The organism is Solirubrum puertoriconensis, assembly GCF_001483135.1.
Lineage (GTDB): Bacteria > Bacteroidota > Bacteroidia > Cytophagales > Hymenobacteraceae > Solirubrum > Solirubrum puertoriconensis.
Genome location: NZ_LNAL01000008.1, coordinates 292,075 through 311,355 on the forward strand (window position 1 = coordinate 292,075; position 19,281 = coordinate 311,355).

13 protein-coding genes and 1 tRNA gene are annotated in these 19,281 nt (G+C 60.5%); 7 read left to right on the forward strand and 7 right to left on the reverse strand.

What is annotated here, in order from left to right; translation table 11 throughout:
• Window positions 1-58: 58 nt before the first annotated feature.
• A tRNA-Val gene (locus tag ASU33_RS15435) sits at window positions 59-136 on the reverse strand.
• 204 nt (window positions 137-340) lie between these two features.
• Here ASU33_RS15435 and ASU33_RS15440 point away from each other — a divergent pair.
• Window positions 341-2,857: an AsmA-like C-terminal region-containing protein gene (locus tag ASU33_RS15440; protein WP_149867256.1), complete on the forward strand. Its 2,517-nt coding sequence runs from the start codon at window positions 341-343 to the stop codon at window positions 2,855-2,857.
• A 127-nt stretch (window positions 2,858-2,984) separates the two neighbouring features.
• A complete protein-coding gene (locus ASU33_RS21840; RefSeq protein ID WP_059071742.1) occupies window positions 2,985-3,890 on the forward strand; it encodes a tellurite resistance TerB family protein in 906 nt (301 codons plus the stop codon).
• 83 nt (window positions 3,891-3,973) lie between these two features.
• On the opposite strand, the gene ASU33_RS15450 is transcribed toward ASU33_RS21840, so the two are convergent.
• Entirely contained in the window at window positions 3,974-5,137 is a 1,164-nt protein-coding gene (locus ASU33_RS15450; protein ID WP_059071743.1) for a mechanosensitive ion channel family protein, read from the reverse strand.
• A gap of 82 nt (window positions 5,138-5,219) precedes the next feature.
• Window positions 5,220-6,446 (reverse strand): Glu/Leu/Phe/Val dehydrogenase dimerization domain-containing protein, encoded by a 1,227-nt coding sequence (locus ASU33_RS15455; protein WP_059071744.1) that lies wholly within the window; start codon window positions 6,444-6,446, stop codon window positions 5,220-5,222.
• Between the two features lie 265 nt (window positions 6,447-6,711).
• Here ASU33_RS15455 and ASU33_RS15460 point away from each other — a divergent pair, with 265 nt between their 5' ends.
• Window positions 6,712-7,020, forward strand: coding sequence for an ArsR/SmtB family transcription factor (locus ASU33_RS15460; RefSeq protein ID WP_059071745.1), 309 nt, complete (start codon window positions 6,712-6,714; stop codon window positions 7,018-7,020).
• Between the two features lie 169 nt (window positions 7,021-7,189).
• Here ASU33_RS15460 and hemA read toward each other — a convergent pair whose 3' ends face one another.
• The gene (hemA, locus tag ASU33_RS15465; protein ID WP_059071746.1) at window positions 7,190-8,464 is read right to left on the reverse strand and encodes a glutamyl-tRNA reductase; all 1,275 of its coding nucleotides are present in this window, start codon (window positions 8,462-8,464) and stop codon (window positions 7,190-7,192) included.
• Between the two features lie 438 nt (window positions 8,465-8,902).
• Here hemA and ASU33_RS15470 point away from each other — a divergent pair, with 438 nt between their 5' ends.
• Window positions 8,903-10,087 carry an ATP-binding protein gene (locus ASU33_RS15470; protein ID WP_059071747.1) on the forward strand — a complete coding sequence of 395 codons (1,185 nt, stop codon included), beginning with the start codon at window positions 8,903-8,905 and terminating at the stop codon, window positions 10,085-10,087.
• Between the two features lie 9 nt (window positions 10,088-10,096).
• On the opposite strand, the gene ASU33_RS15475 is transcribed toward ASU33_RS15470, so the two are convergent.
• Genes ASU33_RS15475 through ASU33_RS21330 form a run of 3 tightly spaced genes read right to left on the reverse strand, consistent with a single transcriptional unit; the run spans window position 10,097 to window position 11,996 of the window.
• Complete coding sequence (locus ASU33_RS15475) at window positions 10,097-11,215, reverse strand: lipocalin-like domain-containing protein (protein WP_160328211.1); 1,119 nt, start codon at window positions 11,213-11,215, stop codon at window positions 10,097-10,099.
• 38 nt (window positions 11,216-11,253) lie between these two features.
• Window positions 11,254-11,595 (reverse strand): carboxypeptidase-like regulatory domain-containing protein, encoded by a 342-nt coding sequence (locus tag ASU33_RS21945; protein WP_160328212.1) that lies wholly within the window; start codon window positions 11,593-11,595, stop codon window positions 11,254-11,256.
• Window positions 11,574-11,996, reverse strand: a complete 423-nt coding sequence (locus tag ASU33_RS21330) for a hypothetical protein (protein ID WP_059071749.1) — start codon at window positions 11,994-11,996, stop codon at window positions 11,574-11,576. Before ASU33_RS21330 ends, ASU33_RS21945 begins: the two co-directional genes overlap by 22 nt.
• Window positions 11,997-12,127: 131 nt before the next feature.
• Here ASU33_RS21330 and ASU33_RS15485 point away from each other — a divergent pair, with 131 nt between their 5' ends.
• The 3 genes from ASU33_RS15485 (at window position 12,128) to ASU33_RS15495 (ending at window position 19,281) form a co-directional block, all read left to right on the forward strand.
• Complete coding sequence (locus ASU33_RS15485) at window positions 12,128-13,897, forward strand: amino acid permease (RefSeq protein WP_434060536.1); 1,770 nt, start codon at window positions 12,128-12,130, stop codon at window positions 13,895-13,897.
• 152 nt (window positions 13,898-14,049) lie between these two features.
• Entirely contained in the window at window positions 14,050-18,639 is a 4,590-nt protein-coding gene (locus tag ASU33_RS15490; protein ID WP_059071751.1) for an AAA domain-containing protein, read from the forward strand.
• Window positions 18,640-18,672: 33 nt separating this feature from the next.
• Complete coding sequence (locus ASU33_RS15495) at window positions 18,673-19,281, forward strand: hypothetical protein (RefSeq protein ID WP_059071752.1); 609 nt, start codon at window positions 18,673-18,675, stop codon at window positions 19,279-19,281.

Genomic DNA, 19,281 nt, shown 5'->3' on the forward strand with positions numbered 1-19,281 from the left:
GAAAGTGTTATAAAGCAAAACAGCCACTCAGTTTTGCAACTAAGTGGCTGTTTACCAGTGGTGGGAGATGACGGGTTCGAACCGCCGACCCTCTGCTTGTAAGGCAGATGCTCTGAACCAGCTGAGCTAATCTCCCATTTACTACCGGGCTTGTTTCCCGATTGCGAGTGCAAATATGGGGGGTGTTTTCGGAAACCGCAACAGTTTGCCGACATTTCGGCGAAGAAATTTCTGCGAAAAAGTCGCGTTTTAGCGCAAGGGATTAATAATCAAGCTTAAAAATTTTGGAGTGCGGGCGCTAAAATGGTTAGGGTATGGGCTGCTGAGCGTGCTTTTGCTGGTGGCAGGGCTGGCCACAGCCTTATGGCTGGGCGAAGACCGCATCATCGATCTGTTTGTAACGGCTGCAAACCGGCACCTGCGCACGCCAGTGCAAGTGCAAAAGCTCGAGCTTTCGTGGCGCGCCGACTTTCCACGCGTGAGCATCTTGCTCAGCAATGTGCGGATAGGGGGCTCATTGCCGCTTGATACGGCTGCGCTGGCCCGCGTGCGGCGGCTGCACTGCTCATTCAACGCGTGGGATGTACTTAGCGGCCGCTACCACATCCGTACCCTCACGGTTGAGCAAGGCGCCGTGCAGGTGCGGCTCGATCATCGCGGGCAGCCCAACTACTTCGTGCTGCGGCCCGATACGGTAACTGCCGACGATGAGCCCCTGCGCTTTGATTTCGAACGTGTACGCGTGCGTAACGTAGCCGTGAGCTACGCCGACTCCTCGATGCGGCAGCGCTATGAATTACAGGCCCACGACCTAACGGCTGCCTTGCTGATTGCCGGGGACACAGTGCAAGTACGTGCCACGGGGCCAATGCGCGTAGAAGGCTTGCGTGTAGGCAAGGATACCTACTTTCGGCAGCGCGAACTAACCGTAAACACAGCGTTGGCGGTGAACAGGGCTACCCGGCAGGTGCGCGTTCAGCCATCGGAGGTACAGGTGGGAGCGGCCGTGTACACGGTGGCCGGCACCGCAGGCTGGCGCGGGCCCACGCAATTGGCGCTGCAACTCGGCGGCAAAAACACCGATGTGCAAAGCCTGCTCGCCTTACTGCCCCCTAGGTTCAGCAAGCCCCTGGCTGTGTACCGCAGCGAGGGTGCAGTGTACTTCGGTGGCACTGTTAAGGGCGAACTGTCGGCCAAGCGCTACCCGCAGATAGACGTGCGCTTTGGCAGCCGCGACGCTTCGTTTGTGCACCCCGAAACAAAGCAGCGCATCGAGCATGTGTTTCTGACGGGAACTTTCCGCAACGGTCCGCAAGCCTCGGCGCGCTCGGCCGTGCTGGAGCTAAGCAGCATTCGCGGGCGCCTGGGTGGCAAGCCGTTCAGCGGCAGCCTTAGCTACCGCAACTTCCACGACCCCTACGTGCGGCTGAACGTACGTGCCGAGCTGGATGTGGCCGATGCATTGCGTTTTTACCCAGTAGCCGCCCTGCACCAGGCAAGCGGGCAATTGCGCATCGAGGCGAAGCTGGCGGGTAACTTGCGCACCTTCAGGCTAAACCCAGCCCGGGCAGCGGGCGAGGCTTCGGGCGAGTTGCAGCTGCGCAACGTGAGCCTACGCCTGTGCAAACCGAACCTAGGGCTAACGCAGTTGAACGGTAGTTTTTTGCTGCGCCGCAACGATGTGGCCGTTAGCAATTTCATGGGGCGCGCCGGCCTTTCCGATTTTCGCCTGAATGGCTTGTTTCGCAATGCGTTGGGGTGGCTGCTGTTGCCGCGGCAGCCCTTGCGGGTTGAGGCCGATGTGGCCGCGCGCTTCCTTAACCTTGATGAGCTGTTGCAAGCTGGCTCCTCAGTAGCGGCCACCAACTCGGCACCCAGGGCTGCTAAGCGCAGCAACAACTACGCCCTGCAGCTGCCCGCCAACATCGACCTCGACCTGAACGCAACCGTGCAGCAATTGCGCTTTCGTCGCTTTCATGCCCGGGCGCTGAGCGGGGCGGTCCGGATGCACAACCAGGTATTAACGTCGCCCGGTATTGCTCTTGCAGCCGCGGCCGGGCGCCTGCAAATGCGTGGCGCGCTGGATGCCCGCCAGCGCGAGCTGCTGAAGGTGAGTATCGTAGCCTCGTGCCAACAGGTGCAGCTAGACAGTTTGTTTTACGCGTTTGAGGATTTCGGGCAGCACTTCATCACCAACCGGCATTTGCGTGGGCAACTTACCGGCACAGCCGAGGCCGATATGTACTTCGGCCCGCAGCTGCAGCCCCTCACTAACAAGCTGGAGGCCGAAATACGAGCTACCGTACGGAACGGCGAGCTGAACAACTTTGGGCCGGCCCAGCAGCTGAGCATGCTGGCCAGCCGGGAGCAACTGCGCCACCTGCGCTTCGACGAACTTACCAACACCATCTACATTCAGAGCCGTACGGTGTACGTGCCCGAAATGGAAATCCGTTCCAATGTGCAGCGGGCCTCGGTTATCCGCGTTACGGGCACCCATACCTTTGATCAGCAAATGGACTACCACCTGATCATTCCGCTATTGCCTGGGCTGCGCCGCCCCGTGCTAGCCGGTGCCGACGGTGGTTTAGCCAAAGGGCCCGATTTGTTGCTGCGCGTTTGGGGCAACGAGGATAAGTTTCGGGTGGCCTACGACCGGGAGCGGGCGGTGGCTCGGCGGCGCGAGGCAGGCGGTTCGGCGCCGGTTGATACCTCGCCAGCACCAGCGGCCAACAATGGTGGCGGAGCTGCGCCTGCTGCTCGTGTGCCCGCCGTACGTAGCCGCCAGCCCACGCCCACGCCGCCGCACCAGAAAAAGCCTGCTCAGCCACAACCGGGCGAGTATTTCGAATTCTAGCCCAGGGCCGAGTCGTCAACATTTAAGCTAGGCGTGCGTTTAGAGGCAACACCAGCGGACGGTGCGCAGTACTGTGAGTTACAGTGCGCGCTGTGCGCTGGTTTCCCACACCCAAAACCCCTAGCGTATGCAACCCGAAGAAGTATTTAGCCAGTATTCCGAGCAAGAAAAAACCGCTTACCTCAGCGTAATTGCCAGCCTCGCTACCGCCGACCGCCAAGCCACCCAGCACGAGGCCGAGTTTCTGCAGCAAATGGCGCAGGTGGCTGGTCTTTCAGGCCAAGGCACGCAACAGGTGCTCGGTGCCGCCCAGGATTCAACCAACGAGAGCATCAAAGCCAACCTCGATGTGCTGCGCAACAGCAACCTGCGCTACTCGTTGGTAACCGATTTGGTAAGCTTTGCCCGGGCCGATGGCGCTTACTCTAACGAGGAAGAAGCCATGGTTAACAAAATGGCTTCTTACTTAGGCCTGAACCAGCAGCAGGTGAGCACCATCGAAAATGTGGTGTCGCAAACCCAGCAGGCACAGGCCCAAAACCCGCAGCAAGCCCCTCAGGGTCTTATGGATTCGCTCGGTGATAAGCTGCGTTCGGTGGGCATTCCGCCCCAGGCTGCGCTTACGGGTCTGTTGGCTGTGGCTGCTCCCATGGTGCTTTCGCGCGTAATGGGTGGCAACCGCGGCGGCGGGATGGCCGGTGGCATGATGGGCGGCGGCGGCGGCACCCTAGGTGGTTTGCTTGGCGGGGCCGCTGCCTCAATGGGCGGCGCCGGCACCATGGGCGGCCTGCTTGGCGGCCTGCTCAACAGCGGCGGCCTAGGCGGTATGCTCGGCGGCGCAACGGGCGGCTACGGCACACGCCCGGCCGGCTACGGTGTGCCCGGCGGCGGCTTAGGCGGACTTATGTCGGTACTGGGCGGCTTGGGCGGCGGCGCGCACATGGGCCCGCGCAGCACCGGTGGCGGCGGCCTGGGCGGCCTGATGGGCGGTGGCATGGGCAGCCTGCTCGGCGGCTTGCTGGGCGGCCGCTAGGCCAATTCTCAGTAGATATAAACAACAGAAGCGGGCGGAGGTAGCTACCTCCGCCCGCTTCTGGTTTTCAGTCTAGGCCGTATTTAAATGATAGAGCCATCGGAGGCCTGGCCGGTGCCGGAGGTAATGCCTGGGTCGGTTACCATGCGCACCACCGTAGTGTTGGTGGCAAATACGCCGTCGTGCTCTTCCACTATCTCCAGGATGCGGTAGTTCACGGCTTCCTTCACCGTGAGGTACTCGTCGTAGGTGGCTACCTGCACAAAATACTGCACCGATAGGTCGCGGCCGGTTTGAGTGAGGGCGGCTAGCTTAATCTGCACTTCCTCGGGCATAATAAGCGGGTGCTCATGCAGATAGGTGCGCAAGTCGGCGGCAATGCTCAGTAGCTGCTCGCGGGTGGTTTCGTGGCCGAAGTTGAGGGTGAAACTGACGCGGCGCGCCGTACGCAACGAGAGGTTATCGAGCGGCTTGTCGATCATCGACTTGTTGGGCACCGTTACGTAGCTCTTCTCGGCCGTGCGCAAGCGGGTGCTCCGGAAACCCACTTTCTCCACCGTGCCCGTAATGCCACCGACAGTTACTAGGTCGCCTACCTGAAAAGGACGGTCGAGGAAAATAGTGAAAGAAGCAATCAGGTTTTCGAGGCTCTCCTTAGCCGCAAAGGCTACGGCCAAGCCACCGATACCTAGGCCACCGATCAGAGCCGTTACGTTTACGTTGAACACCTGGCCCAGCATCACCAGAAAAGCGAAAATCAGGATCATCACCTTCGCAAAGTCTTTGGCAAACGGGATGAACTGCGCATCGAGGCGGGTGTTGGTGGAGGTAAGAAGCTCGGCCCGGCGGCGGTATACCAACTCGGCAAAATCGATGAGGCGCAGCACCACCCACGTCAGCGCTGATATGACCCCAATCTGGTACACGGCAAAGGCCAAGCGCTTGGGCCAGGTTACGCTATGCGCCAAATCGTGCGTAACCGAGGTAGGGTAATCGAGCACGTTGAAGGCCAGGAACAACGTGAACAGGAACAGCACCACCGAGAGCGGCTGAATCAGAAAATCATTCAGCTCTTTTTCCGACACGCCCGCCGTATGACGCTTAATGATGCGGAAGAAAATGCTCGAAACAATGCGCGACAGCAGCCGACGCAAGCCAAAACCCAGCAGCAAAATCGCGCCGCAGAGTAAGTATTGACCTACCGTATTGCCCAAAAACTGTTGGTTCAGAAACTCCTTGGTGCTCATAGCAGAACAGGGATGAAAGCAACAGCGCCGCCGCACCCTAGGGAGGCGAAGCGGCGCCGGTAAATCGCGGGAGCGTAGTCGCTTATACGAGCTGACGCAACGCCAACTCGAACGACGTGCGTGCTACTTGGTTGGCATGGCCTTGCGAATGCGTGCGCTCCAATGCCCGCAAAATGGTGCGCGAAATGTCGCCAAAGATGGCTTGGTCGGTGATTTCGGCGTTGGTTTCCATCAGGTAGGCAAATACCCGGGCCATGCCGCAATTGGCAATAAAGTCGGGTACTACAGCCGTATGGGCATCGGCAAACTCGCCCGTAGGGCCGAAGAAGATTTCGGGGTCAGCAAAAGGTACGTTGGCGCCGCAGCTTATTACCTCGAGCCCGCCCGCGAGCAGCTGCTCCAACTGCTCGCGCGTAACAAGCCGCGAGGCCGCTGCTGGCACGAATATCTCAGCGCCCGACGACCAGATCTGCTGGTTTACTTCTTCAAATGAAAGCAGGTTGTCGGCCGTAAGAGCATTGCCCTGGCGGTTGAGCAGCAAAGCCCGGATTTCCTCGAACGAGAAGCCCTCGGGGCGCATTAAGCCACCGGCCCGGTCGATGATGCCGGTGATGATGGCACCTTGCTGCGCCAAGTAGTAAGCTGCCGCGGCCCCCACGTTGCCCCAGCCCTGAATAATGGCGCGCTTGCCGGTTACTTCTTGCTCGGGCCACAAGCGGTAGTAGTGGCGCACAGCTTCGGCCACGCCGTAGCCGGTAATCAGGTCGGCTACGGTGTAGCGGCGGGCGCGGTCGGGCGTAAACTGCTCGTCCTCTACTACTTTGATAACACCTTGGCGCAGTTGGCCTACCTTCTGGATCTTCTGCGGCTCGCTGGCGCGGTAGTGGCCCGTTACAATACCCTCCTGCGGGTGCCACAGGCCGTAGTCTTCGGTGATGGGGATTACCTCGTGAATTTCGTCCACGTTCAGGTCGCCGCCAGTGCCGTAGTAGTTCTTCAGCAACGGAATAACGGCGCGGTACCAGCGCTCCAGCACGCCGCGCTTGCGGGGGTCTTGCGGATCGAAATTGATGCCCGATTTAGCGCCGCCAATGGCCGGGCCCGACACGGTGAACTTTACCTCCATCGTTTTGGCCAAACTCTCTACTTCGCGCTTATCAAGGCCTTTGCGCATGCGCGTGCCACCGCCGGCTGCGCCGCCACGCAGCGAATTAATTACCACCCAGCCTTCGGCCTCGGTTTCGGAGTCTTTCCACTCAAATACGATTTCGGGGCGTTTGTTCTCGAAGGTGGCGAGTAAGTCGCGCATAATCAGCGGGTAAGAAGTTGGGTGGGAGAATTACTGGAAGATATAGGGCAGGCGGCCCCTCGGGCCCTTGCCGGCGCTCAAAGGTACAGCGACCTAGGCAATGGGGCGAAAATACATGGGCGGTAAACTCCCTCTGGAAGGCAGTATTCGCGGAAACGGCCAAAAATTTCGGCTGCGGGGGCCTTGTATAGGAACTTTACACTATAGGTAGCACGTATTACGCGTACTGCTCACCCAGAGTAATATTTCCACCTTGCAAGCCTCCATGAAACCACTGCTTTCGCGCGTAGAATCCAAGAAAGTGGATAAGGCTGCAGCGATGCTAAAAGTGCTGGCTCACCCCAAGCGTTTGGCCATCGTTGACCTGCTCGGCAAAGAAGATAAAATGACCGTGACGGAAATATACCGCACGCTCGGATTACCGCAAGCCATAGCTTCTCAGCACCTTATCACCCTTAAAGACCGCGGCATCTTGTCGTCGTTTAAGGTCGGCACCAAAATCTACTACTCCCTTTCCATCCCCAAACTGCTCGACGTGATTGATACGCTCGAGGGGTGCTGCGACACGATGTAAGGGACCTAACCCGCCTAGCTTCACCAAGCTCGAAGGCCCTGCCTCTAACCACGAGGCGGGGCCTTTGTGCGTTTAGACGGGTTAGTGGTACTTGCCCTATGTGCCCCCCAACGACAGCGCCCCCGCAAAAGGCGGGGGCGCTACATCAAATAGGCGGTACGTAGGAAATCTAAGCGGTGGCTTGCTGGCGCTCCAGATCGAATAAGTCGTTCAGCACGTCAATCATCTGGTCGGCGTCGTCGCGCTTGCAGGCGGCCTTGAGTTGCAACACGTGCTGCTTCAGGATTTTCTGCATTAGCGACTTGGTAACGTCGTCGAGGCGCTTGGCTTCTTCGGCCGATACTTTCTTCTGGTAGCGGTCCAGTTCTTCCTGGCGCAGCTGCTCTAGCGCACCTTTAATCTTCTGAATCACGGGCGACACCATCATTTCGCGGCTCCACTCGTCGAGGCCAGCAATACTGTCGGCAATGATGGCGCGCACTTGTGGCACGGCAGCCAAGCGGCGCTCCACGGCTTCGGAGGCGCGACCCTGAATAGCGTCGATGTTGTAGAGCAGGATGCCGGGCACTTGCTCTACCTCAGGCTCGATGCTGCGCGGCACCGACAAGTCGATGAAGAACTTGTAGCTGAGCACCTCTAGGCGGCCAACCATATCGGCCGTAAAATAGGGCGTGTCGCGGGCGATGGAGGAGATAACTACATCGGCCTCTTGCAGCGCATCTACCAGGTTCTCGAAGTCAATCACCTTCAGGCCTTCGCATTCGGCGGCCAATGCCTCGGCTTTAGTGCGGGTGCGGTTGCAGATGGTGACATCGGCAAACGACTTGTTATTGGTAAGGTGGCGGCACACATCGGCGCCAATCTCACCTAGGCCAACTACCAGCACGCGGGGGCTGGCAAAGTCGGTGGTTAGCTCCTCAACCAGCTCCACGGCCGCGTACGAGGTAGAAGCGGCCCCGTCGCGGAACGAGGTTTCTTGCTGTACGCGCTTGTTGGTGAAGAATACCGAGTGCAGCAGGCGGTGCAGGAAGGGCCCGGCCGCATCGGCATCGGCCGACCACTGGTAGGCCGTCTTCACTTGGCTGGCAATTTGCAAATCGCCGATTACCTGCGCATCCAAGCCCATGGCTACCTCAAAGAGGTGCTGCACGGCCTCGTCGGCAGTGTTGTAGAGGTTAAAGTACTCGTAGTACGACACCATATCGGCCACGCCCTTAAGGTTGCCCAGCGCCTCAATAATGGCGGGGCTCTGGTCGCGGTCGGCGGCGTAATAGATTTCGGTACGGTTGCAGGTGCTCAGCACGAGCAGGTCGGACAAGCCGAGCTCCTGATGAAGCGTGTCGAGAAAGCGACGGCAGGCCGGTTCATCCAACGCAATCAGCTCGCGAATGGCGAGCGGTGCGGTTTTATAGGATAGCCCTACGGCCTTAAACGGGTGGGTCATAGCTAGTGCTACGGGCGACGTAGAAGTGGAATGCAAAATTACGGCGCATTTTGCTAGGGAAAAACACCGAAAAATGTAAAGCGGTTCGAGCAAAAGGCGAAGTGCTGTTTTTTACCGTTAAAGCGGCATTGCGCCTCGGTGGGTTGATAAAAATCATCTTCACAGACCCACCAAAATGCCTTGCCAGCAACACATTAAACGTACGCGCAAAGTCAGCTTTGGTCAATCGCCAAATGATGTGATAGCAGCGGGTTGAAGCAGAAAAATGCCGCTTACCTGCTGCCATGCACCCTTCGGCACAGCGCAGCGTTCTTAAGAAGTACCGCCTAGCTGCCCAATTGTTAAGCATCGGTAGGCCTAGGTGCTGCGTACTTTCGCAACCATGCATGCGTTGCCAGCAGCTAATTGGTTGCCTGTTGCCGCTGTTTCTTTTGCTCTGTGCTCCCCATCTACGACCAAAAATCCCGGATTAAGCTGCTGATTGTGGTGATGGCGCTGGTAATCGGCGCCGTAACGGTGGTGTACACCAACTTGCTGGTGCGCCGCCTTTCGGAGCGCGAGCAACAGCAGATCGACTTGTATGCCAAAGCCTTGCGCTTTGTTATCAACTCCGAGTCCGACGACACGAACATTCAGTTTGCCTCCACCGAAATCATCGAGGCCAACAAAACCATTCCGGTAATTTGGGCCGATGCCGAGGGCACGGTGCTCGACTACCGCAACCTCGATGTGCCGGCTCGCCTCAACGAAGCCGACCGCGAGCGGCTGCTGAACCGCGAAATCGAGGAAATGCGCAGCCAACACCCGCCTATTGTGGTGGAGCTGGGCGCCGGCTTGCGCAACTACATCTACTATAAGGACTCGGTTATTCTGAGCCAGCTACGTACCTACCCGCTGGTACAGCTGGCCGTTATTGCCTCGCTAGCGGTGGTGGCGTATTTTGCCTTTAGCTACTCGCGCCGGGCCGAGCAAAACCGCGTGTGGGTGGGCTTGGCCAAGGAAACCGCGCACCAGCTCGGCACCCCGCTCAGCAGCCTCATGGCGTGGCAGAGCTACATGAAGGACTCGCCTAGGTTTGAGGGCGAGCCGGTAGTAGAGGAGCTGGCCAAAGACATCCGCAGGCTCGAAATCATTACGGAGCGCTTCTCCAACATCGGCTCCATCCCGGTACTCAAGGATGAGGATATCTACCAAGTGGCCGAGCGCGCCGTGGATTACCTGAAGGTGCGGGTATCGCGCAAGGTGGTGTTTAAGGTTGAAAGCCTGCTGCCGCCCGCTGCTACGGCCAAAGTAAACGTGCCGCTATTGGAGTGGGTAATCGAGAACGTCTGTAAAAACGCCGTCGATGCCATGGATGGGCGCGGCTCTATTACGCTGGTACTGCGCCACGGCGGGCGCAACCACAAACAAATAGCCCTCGACATTACCGACACGGGCAAAGGCATACCCAAGAGCAAGTTCGAAACGGTGTTTCTGCCGGGCTACACCACCAAAAAGCGCGGGTGGGGCCTAGGGCTGGCCTTGGCCAAGCGCATTATTGAAAATTACCACAAAGGCCGGCTATACGTGCGCTGGTCGGAGGTGGGCAAGGGTACTACCTTCCGGGTGCTGCTCAACGCCTAGGTGCTCAGCCTACTGCGCGGCGCCCTCTGCAGCTTCGGCGGCGGCTCCGCCGGCGCGGCGCGGCTCTTTCCGGTTCGTGATTTCGACGTAGCTATTGCCGCTCACAGGTTTGCCGTGGTGGGTGCCCGTTACGCGGCACATGCCTTCCCAATACGGCAGCTTAATGCCGGCAATCAGCTTCAGCACCAACTCTTGGTCGTTCATCACGGGCTCCACGAGCAGGTCGTAGCCTTTGCTTGGCACACGCACGCGCCATTTAGCCGGATAGCGCAGGCCGGTTTCTGGGCTCTTCCACCACTCCAGGGTTTCCAGCTGAAAATCCTTTTCGCCGAGGTGCGTGTTCTCGTTGGTAGTAGAGTTGTGCGAGCCGCCCCCTAGGTACTGGCCGGTGTTTTTGTTGTACACGGTGTACAGCATCAGCTCCTCGCGCGGCTCGTTCAGCTGAATGCTAAACCAATCCCAGCCGATGTCTTTGCGCGTTACGGAGCCGCAATTCCACTGCCGGTCGTACCACAGTTCCCCCAATACGGGGCGGGCCTGGCCACCTAGGGTGATGGTGCCGCGGGCATCGAGGCGCGGGTAGCTGTAGTAGCCCGCCGAGGCAATGTTGCCGTAGTTTTCGTAGCCGGTGCCGCCGTGCAGCAGCACGGGCTTGGTGGGCTGGGTGGTTAGGTTCAGCCCGAAGCCAGGGTGGTTTACCATGTCGGCCTGCAACTGGTACTTGCCCTCTTGGCCGCGCAGCGCCCAGGTTTGGTTTTTCTTCTGCAGGCGCAGGTTTAGGGGCAGGGTAGCGGGCAGTTCATCGGCCAGGCCGCTCCACTTATAATCGTACCGGAAGCTTTTTTGCTGCGGGTCCGTCAGGGCCACGTTCACCATCAGGTGGTCCTTCTTGCCGGTGGGGTTGAAGTGGAAGAACACGTACTCCAGCCCGTAGGTGTGGCCCGAAAGTGAGTCGCGCAGGTGGCCCGTGAAGTACCACCACTCCAGGGAGTTGCGCGGGTGCACGGCTTCTTCCTGCGGCAACTGGGCCTGCTGGTTAAATACGTCGTGCTTGGTGGTGGGCTTGAGCGAACAGGCGGGGCTGAGCAGCGTCAGGAGCAAGGCGGCGGCCGGGAGCAGCTTATTCATCATGGCCTTGGCATAAGCTGCTGAGGTGCCGAAAGGTTTCAGCGGCTAATGAGGTTACGTGTTTTGATGCGTAGGGTGCTGTACCAACGCAGCGGATGCCACCAAGGGCGAACAATCCCACAGCCGCCAACTACTACGATGTCGTTCAGTTGCGCAAGGTCAGGGCGCATTACTACATCGGGTATGGCAACGCCAGCATCCCGAACAAGCCGTTCTTCTGAATGATACCCAATGGAAGCAAAGGTTAACGTCAGCGGAATAGGTAAGCCCTCTATGTTCATGGTGTAGCGCCCTTCTGCGTCGGTCGAAATACCTCGGGTCGTGCCTTTTACAATAACAGCAGCACCGGGGACAGGGGCTAGGGTCGCAGAATCGAGCACAACGCCGCGCAACAAAGCAGGAGCGGCTGCCGCTGATTTTCAGTATTCTGTGCAGGCTGCAGTGGCTGTTGCACAGCTGTTGTGCGCTGGGCTACAGCTGCTGCAGGGGTGATTTCGCGCAACCCCCAGATTGTAGCCGCCGCTACCAACCACGTGCGCCATGCGCCACCCGTTTTGCTGACGCGAAGCGGACGGCCGAGTTGTGACGCTTTAAACCGGCCGCACGCTAGGCCGGAGTGTTGGCGCAGATAGGCTAAAATCTCGTCGTCCGTCTGTTGGGTGAAATCGACAACAACTTGCTCGCATGCAGTACAATAACGGCCGTCTTTAGCCGCATCCATCTGGTCCCAGTTCTGCTGGCATGGTTTGGGAACGGCAAGTTGTGTAGTAGAAAAGATCATAGGGTAGTTGCTGAGTGAACACAGCCAATGGATGCAGCAAGCTCACTCATTCCATAAGCAAGGGCAAACTTTCGCACGCAGCCCCGGCGCATTATTTTCTATCTTTTGCCCCTTATTTCATCCAATTCGCCTTGTCAGCTCCTCTACCTCCCACGCGCTCGGCCGGTTTGTTCCGCCGCAAAGCGCTTTCCGACCTGCTGGCCAACCCCCCGGCCGACGAAGACCTGCACGGCTCGCACCCCGGCGAGCATGGCCTGGCGCGCCACCTCACCGTGCGCGACCTCACCTCCCTAGGTATTGCCGCCGTAATTGGAGCAGGCATCTTCAGCACCATCGGCAACGCCTCGTACGACGGCGGCCCAGCGGTGTCGTTGCTCTTTGTGTTCACGGCTATTGCCTGCGCGTTTTCGGCCCTGTGCTACGCGCAGTTTGCGGCCACTATTCCGGTGTCAGGCTCGGCCTACACCTACGCCTACGCCTCGTTTGGCGAGCTGGCCGCCTGGATTATTGGCTGGGCGCTCATCATGGAGTATGCCGTTGGCAACATTGTGGTGGCCATCAGCTGGTCCGACTACTTTACGGGGTTGCTGAGCGGCGTAGGCATTGAGCTGCCGCTGTGGCTAACCATGGGTACGCAAAGCGCCTACAAGGGCTACCACGCGGTGCTCGAACTGATGCAGGCCGGCAAACCCCTCGCCGATGCCGCTCCCGATCAGCTGGAAGCTTACAAAGCCTGGGCCGCAGCCCCCGAGCTATTCGGCGGCTTGCGCTTTGTGGTCGATTTGCCGGCGTTCCTCATTACGGTGCTCATAACCAGCTTGGTGTACGTGGGTATTAAGGAATCGAAAAACGCTTCGAACCTGCTGGTGCTGCTGAAGCTGGCGGTGGTGTTTGTCGTAATTGTGGTGGGCGTGTTCTACATCAAGCCCGCCAACTGGAGCCCCTTCGCGCCCAATGGTATTGGCGGCGTGCTCAAGGGCGTATCAGCCGTATTCTTCGCTTATATCGGTTTCGACGCCATCAGCACCACGGCCGAGGAGTGCAAAAACCCGCAGCGCGATTTGCCTCGCGCCATGATTTACGCCCTAGTAATCTGCACGGTGCTCTACGTGATTATCACGCTAGTACTCACGGGCATGGTGAACTACAAAGAGCTGGCTGTGGGCGACCCGCTGGCGTACGTGTTCAACAAGGTAGGCGTGGAGTGGCTTGGTGGCATTGTGGCCGTTTCGGCCATCTTTGCCATGGCCTCGGTGCTGCTGGTGTTCCAAATTGGCCAGCCGCGCATCTGGATGACCATGTCGCGCGACGGGTTGCTGCCGCCGGTGTTTGCCCGCGTGCACCCCAAGTTCCGCACGCCCTCGTTTAGCACCATTGTAACGGGCCTGTTTGTGGGCGTGCCGGCCTTGCTGCTGAACATGGACCTCGTTATCGACCTGACGTCTATTGGTACGCTGTTCGCGTTTGCGCTGGTGTGCGGCGGCATCCTAGTTATCGACCCGCGGGGGCAGAGCAATGCGCGCTTTAAAGTGCCCTACATCAACGGCCGCTACCTGGTGCCGCTGATTTTGTTGGCCGGTGCCGCGCTGGTGATGGTGTACAACCGCGAAAACATCGACGATTTTGTGCGCAAAGTGAGCTTTGCCGACGGCTACGAAGGTTTCCGACACCAGATACCTATGCTTGTGTTCTTGCTGGCCAGTCTGCTGATAGCAGCCATCTCGTTCCGCAAGCAGCTTTCGTTGCTGCCGGTGCTGGGCCTGCTCACCAACTTGTACCTCATGACGCAGTTGGGCATCAGCAACTGGGTGCTGTTCGGCGGCTGGCTGATCATCGGCTTGGCTATCTACTTCAACTACGGTATTAAGCACAGCAAGCTCAACCGTGCCGTGCCGGCTTAGGTACGCTGGCCTCTTTATCCAACAAACCCCGGTTGCCACCTAGGCAGCCGGGGTTTTGTTTGCTTGGGCTGCCGTCGACTTGCACTAACTTGCATGGATAGCTGCTGAGCAGCGCTGTTACCTAGGGGCAATCATTCCCTCTCAATTTCCGCATGAATTCTTCGTCTGGCCTGAGCCCCTTGGAGCGCGAACGGTTGCTGGCCCTGCTGAACTACACTCGGGAAAGCGTACGGTTGAAAGCATCGCCCGCCGCCGATGTTACCCGCCAGTCGTCCTTTTGCGCCCTCGAGTCTCAGCTGGACGGCTTGCCAGGCATAGCGCTGAACGTTGACGCCGATGAGGAAGAACTGTGGCTGCGCGTGGAGCGACTGAAGGAAACGTGCGCGCCTGTCATTGCCGATACGGTGCTGTCTACCCTCACGGAGCTAACCAACAACCCCGGCAAAAGCCCCCGGCTGCGCCCCCAACTGCCGGCCCAAACCCTGCTGCGCCTAGGTCTGCTGCCCGAAGGCGTGGCCGAGAGGCCCGATTACGACCCTCTGGCGTCCGTGCAGTTGGCTGCGCTGCCTCAGTTCAACCAACTGACTACGGAACTAACCCAGTATCAACAGCAGGAGTGGCAGCCTTGGGCCCTGGAAGAAACGCGACGCCGCCGCACCATCGGCTGGTATTCGCGGCTGTACGCCCTTAAGCAACAGCTCGATGGCGGCTTGGCCGATGCGTCCCTGGAGCTAGTATGGGGCGTGGGCGTGGCTGCCTGGCAATTGCCCAACATGGAGGTACGCTACCCTGTGCTTACGCGCTTGGTTGAGCTGACGCTGAACCCACAGACCATGGCCCTAGAGGTGCGCCCCCGCGAGGTTGTTACCCGCCTGGAAGTGGACGTGTACGCCGCCCGCGAGGTGCAAGGTGTAGCTGGACTGGAGCAGGGCAGCCGCCCGCTGCTGGCCGGAACGCCCTATCTGTCGCCGTTCGAGGCTGTTACCTACGAGCCGGTGTTGCGGCTCGCCGCCGCCTTGCTCGATGCCCAGGGCCGCTACTTACCCGATGAGCCCACCGGTGCCGCCCGCAGTGTGCCCGCCGCTACCCCGCAGCTTCAGCTGACCGACACCTGGGTGCTATTCGCGCGCCCCCGCAGCGCCAACACGTTTCTGCAAGACCTGGAAGCCCTGCGCACCCGCATTGAGGTGCTGACCGGGGCGCTGCCGCCCGCCGTGGCAGCGCTGGTGCGCGAGCCTGCCAGCCACCACACCAACCAGCCGCTGCCTGCCTTCCGGGGCCTCTCGCTGGTAAGCGACGTCGGCGGTACTGAGCCGCAGGAACTCTATTTTCCGCTGCCTTTCAACGACGAACAAGTGCGCATTGTGCAGCTGCTGGAGCACGCGCCCGGCGTAGTTGTGCAGGGCCCGCCCGGTACCGGCAAAACCCATACCATCGCCAACGTCATTTGCCACTACCTGGCGCTGGGCAAAAGGGTGCTCGTTACCTCCATGCGTGACCCAGCTCTGGGCGTGCTGCGCGACAAGCTGCCCGCCTCGGTGCGCCCCTTGGCCATCAGCCTGCTGACCAGCGAGCGGGAAGGCCTGCGCCAGTTTGAGCACGCCGTGCAGCACATTGCCGAGCAGGTGCAGCGCCTCGACCGCGACGCGGCCCGGCGCCACATCGGTCAGCTAGCCGAACAGCTCGATGGCTACCACAGCCGGTTGGCCTGCATCGACCGCCGTATTGCGGAGCGGGGTCGGCAAAACCTCGGAGCCGTGATGCTGGATGAGGAGCGCCTCGAACCTCATGAAGCCGCCCGCGAAGTGGCCAAAGCCGAAGCCTCAGCCGAGTGGCTGCCCGATGTCCTGACGCCAGATTCAATCCATCGGCCGCAATTCGACGAGGCTGCCGTGGCTAGTTTGCGGGCTGCCCGCCAATCTTTAGGCGTCGATCTGGACTACCGCACTGCCTGCCTGCCGGCTATAGCTGCCCTGCCCGAACCCCGCGACCTGCTGCTCACGCACCAGCAGCTCAGCCGCTCGATAGAGCTGCAGGAGGCAGTAGCTACCGGCGAGTTGCCACCGCTGGCTTCTGTGCCCAATGCGCTTACCCGCATTACCGCCGCGCTGCAACAGCTCACCAACCTAGAAGCGCGGCAGCTGAAGCTAAACCATCTACTGTGGGCTGCCGCGCAAGCCGCCCGCTTAGCTGCCGGCACCGCAAGCGGCCTGTACACGCTGCTCGAAGTCCTGGGTGCCGAGCTGCAGCAGGCCCTGGCAGCAAGGCAGCAATTTATACCTAGGCCAGTGCGGGTACCCGCCGGACTGGAGCTGGAGCCCGAGCTGCTGGCCGCCGTGGCTGCCCAGGCCCGCGGTGGGCGGCCTTTCGGCCTACTAGGTGTATTTGGCAAAACGGCTCAAAAGCAGCGCCTAGGCGAAATCAGGGTGCTAACCAGCCCGCCTGCTTCGGCAGCCGACTGGGCCTACGTGGCTAGTTACCTCAATTTGCTCCGGCGAATGCACGAGCTGGTGGCCCGTTGGCAAGCGCTGGCACCTGAACTGGGCTTACCCGTGCTTACCCAACAGGAGCCAATTGCCGCTGCCAACGAGGCCCGGCAGCTTTACGAAGCCTACGAGGAGGTGCGCGATGCCCAAGCTGCCGAGGCTGCACTACGCCTCGAAATACACCAGCTGCTGCCTGCCTGGGCCGCGGCTCACCCCGCAGCGGCGGTGCCGGTAGCCTTGCCCGAGGCAGCGGCCCTGCTGCGGCAGCACCAGCTACGCCTGCAGCTGGAAACGGCCTGGGCCGTGCGCCAGCAGTACGAAACCGCTCTGCACAACACCTCCGGCCGCATCAGCGAAGCGTTGCGGCGTTTTATGAAGCAGGAATTGGGCAACCCCGCCGTTGCCGATGCCGCCTTGCAAGCCCAGTGGGTTACCCTGACGCAGGAGCTGCGGTGCGTACATGATTTGCAGCCGCTGCTCGACACAGTAACTGCCGTCACTGAACAAATAGCCGCATCCGGGGCCCCGCTGTGGGCTGCGCGTTTGCAAACCGAGCCCGCCCTGGGCGCCACCGACGAACTACTGCCCAACGACTGGCGCCAACGCTGGCGGCTGCGCCGCCTGGCTACCTGTCTCGCCAACCTCGACGGCCGCGCCGAACTAAGGCAGCTAGCCACCGAGCGCCGCGAAGCCGAAAAAGGCTTGGCGCTGACCTATCAGGAGCTGATCAACCAGCGCACTTGGCTGCAGCTGGCCGAAAATGCCACCCCGCAGGTGCGTAGTGCGCTGGAAGCGTACCGCAACGCCATTACCAAAATCGGGAAAGGCACCGGCAAGCGGGCCAGTCGCTACCGCCTCGATGCGCAGCGGGCTGTGGCCCAGGCCAACGCGGCCATTCCCTGCTGGATTATGCCGCACTACCGCGTGTCGGAGTCGCTGCCGGCTGAATTGGGAGCTTTCGATCTGGTGATTGTGGATGAAGCCTCGCAGTCGGACCTGACGGCGCTGCCTGCGCTGCTGCGGGCCCGCAAAATCTTGGTAGTCGGCGACGACAAGCAGGTTTCGCCCGAAGGCATTGGGCTGGAAGAAGAAAAAATCCGCAGCCTGATGGCCCGCTTCCTTACCTCGCAAGTTGGCCTGTACGCGCCGCAGCTGGCGCCCGACCGCTCCATGTACGACTTGTTTAAAGTAGTATTCGCGGAGTACGGGGTGATGCTGAAAGAGCATTTCCGCTGCGTAGGGCCTATTATCGAATACTCCAGGCGCGAGTTTTACAATCACGAAATCCGACCGCTGCGCCTGCCCAGCGCCTCCGAGCGGCTCGATCCGCCGCTGATCGATGTGCTGGTGGAAGACGGTGAGCGCCGCCACGATACCAACCCCGCTGAGGCACGCTTCATCGTCGACGAAATCAAGCGCCTGGTGGCCGACCCCACCATGGCTGGGCGTACCCTAGGTGTGGTTTCGCTGCTGGCCGACAAGCAGGCGCGGCTGATCTGGGACATGCTGGAGCAGGAAATCGGCCTCGAAACCATGCTGCGCCACGAACTGGCCTGCGGCGATGCGCGCACGTTCCAGGGCAAGGAGCGCCATGTGATGTTCCTCTCGCTAGTGGTGTCGAAGGGGCAGGCCACAGCCGTGGGCCGCGACGATTTTGCCAAGCGCTTCAACGTGGCCGCTTCCCGGGCCCGCGACCGAATGTACCTGGTGCGCAGCCTCGAAGCCGACGAGCTCAGCCCCAACGACCGCCTGCGCCGCGCCCTGCTGGCGCACTTTGCCACGCCCTACGGCCTCGACGAAGTCCGGGTGAGCAACCTGCGCGAACTGTGCGAGTCGGCGTTTGAGCAGGATGTGTACGACGTGCTAACCGAGCGCGGCTACCGCGTGCAGCCCCAGGTGCGGGTGGGCCAGTACCGCATCGATTTGGTGGTGGAAGGTGCCGGCGACCAGCGTCTCGCCGTAGAGTGCGACGGCGACCGGTACCACGGTCCCGACCGTTGGGCCGACGATCTGCGCCGACAGCGTGTGCTGGAGCGGGCGGGTTGGCAGTTCTGGCGCTGCTTTGCTTCGGCCTGGGTGCGCTGGCACGCCGAAAGCGTGCAGGATTTACTCGACACGCTTGCCCGCGTGGGTATTGAGCCCCTAGGTGCCCACGATGCCCCACCCAGTAGGCACGTGGAAGCGCGTCGCTATGTGGCCTTCCCCGAGGTAGCCGAGCCGGAGGCGGCTGTGCTGCCCACAGAGGTGGAGTTGTAGCGTGTTAGCAAAAGCGTTGAACCCGTTCGGCTTATGGCTACTTCCGGCGAGACCTTGCTGCTTACCTTGCGACTGGCGGGCTCCGTTCCGGTTCGCGCCGGCCGCGAATTGCAGCAACAGCGTGTCGCGGCGCAGGAGGCAGCCCGCTCAGTTGACTCCGTCGATGAAACTCAGGCTGCCCACCGCCGCGCCGAAAAGCAGTTCTTCGCCGCCTTCGATGCCTTGCTTGATGAAGCTCCTACGGGTCCAGCCTACCTAGGCAAAGAAAAAATTGCCGAGGCGGTAGCCGGCGAGCTGCTAATGCTGGAGGAGCTAGGTCTGCACGTGCCCTGCTTTGTGCTGCTGCCCACCCACCTGCACGCTGTATTGCACCAGCCTGGGGGCCATAGCCTCTCGCTCTACAAAACCGTGGAGCTGCTGCACCAGCGCACCGCCCAGCAGGCCCACCGCATCCTGCGCGGTCAACTGCCCGCACAGGCCGATTTCTGGCATCCTGGCTTCCATGAGTTGCCGGTGCTCGGTGCTGGCGAGCAGCAGCGCGTGCAGGCCTATTTGCTGGCTCATGCCCAGCGCCTGAAGCTGCCCGCGCGCTACGGTGAGTGGCCGTACGCTTATGTGGCTCCGGTGGCCCGTGCAACCTAG

Excerpts from the sequence above, each read along its gene's own strand:
- ASU33_RS15450 (WP_059071743.1), bottom strand. The coding sequence starts at position 5,137 with ATGAGCACCAAGGAGTTTCTGAACCAACAGTTTTTGGGCAATACGGTA.
- ASU33_RS15490 (WP_059071751.1), top strand. The coding sequence starts at position 14,050 with ATGAATTCTTCGTCTGGCCTGAGCCCCTTGGAGCGCGAACGGTTGCTG.
- ASU33_RS21840 (WP_059071742.1), top strand. The coding sequence starts at position 2,985 with ATGCAACCCGAAGAAGTATTTAGCCAGTATTCCGAGCAAGAAAAAACC.
- ASU33_RS15495 (WP_059071752.1), top strand. The coding sequence starts at position 18,673 with ATGGCTACTTCCGGCGAGACCTTGCTGCTTACCTTGCGACTGGCGGGC.
- ASU33_RS21330 (WP_059071749.1), bottom strand. The coding sequence starts at position 11,996 with ATGATCTTTTCTACTACACAACTTGCCGTTCCCAAACCATGCCAGCAG.
- hemA (WP_059071746.1), bottom strand. The coding sequence starts at position 8,464 with ATGACCCACCCGTTTAAGGCCGTAGGGCTATCCTATAAAACCGCACCG.
- ASU33_RS15455 (WP_059071744.1), bottom strand. The coding sequence starts at position 6,446 with ATGCGCGACTTACTCGCCACCTTCGAGAACAAACGCCCCGAAATCGTA.
- ASU33_RS15475 (WP_160328211.1), bottom strand. The coding sequence starts at position 11,215 with ATGAATAAGCTGCTCCCGGCCGCCGCCTTGCTCCTGACGCTGCTCAGC.
- ASU33_RS15460 (WP_059071745.1), top strand. The coding sequence starts at position 6,712 with ATGAAACCACTGCTTTCGCGCGTAGAATCCAAGAAAGTGGATAAGGCT.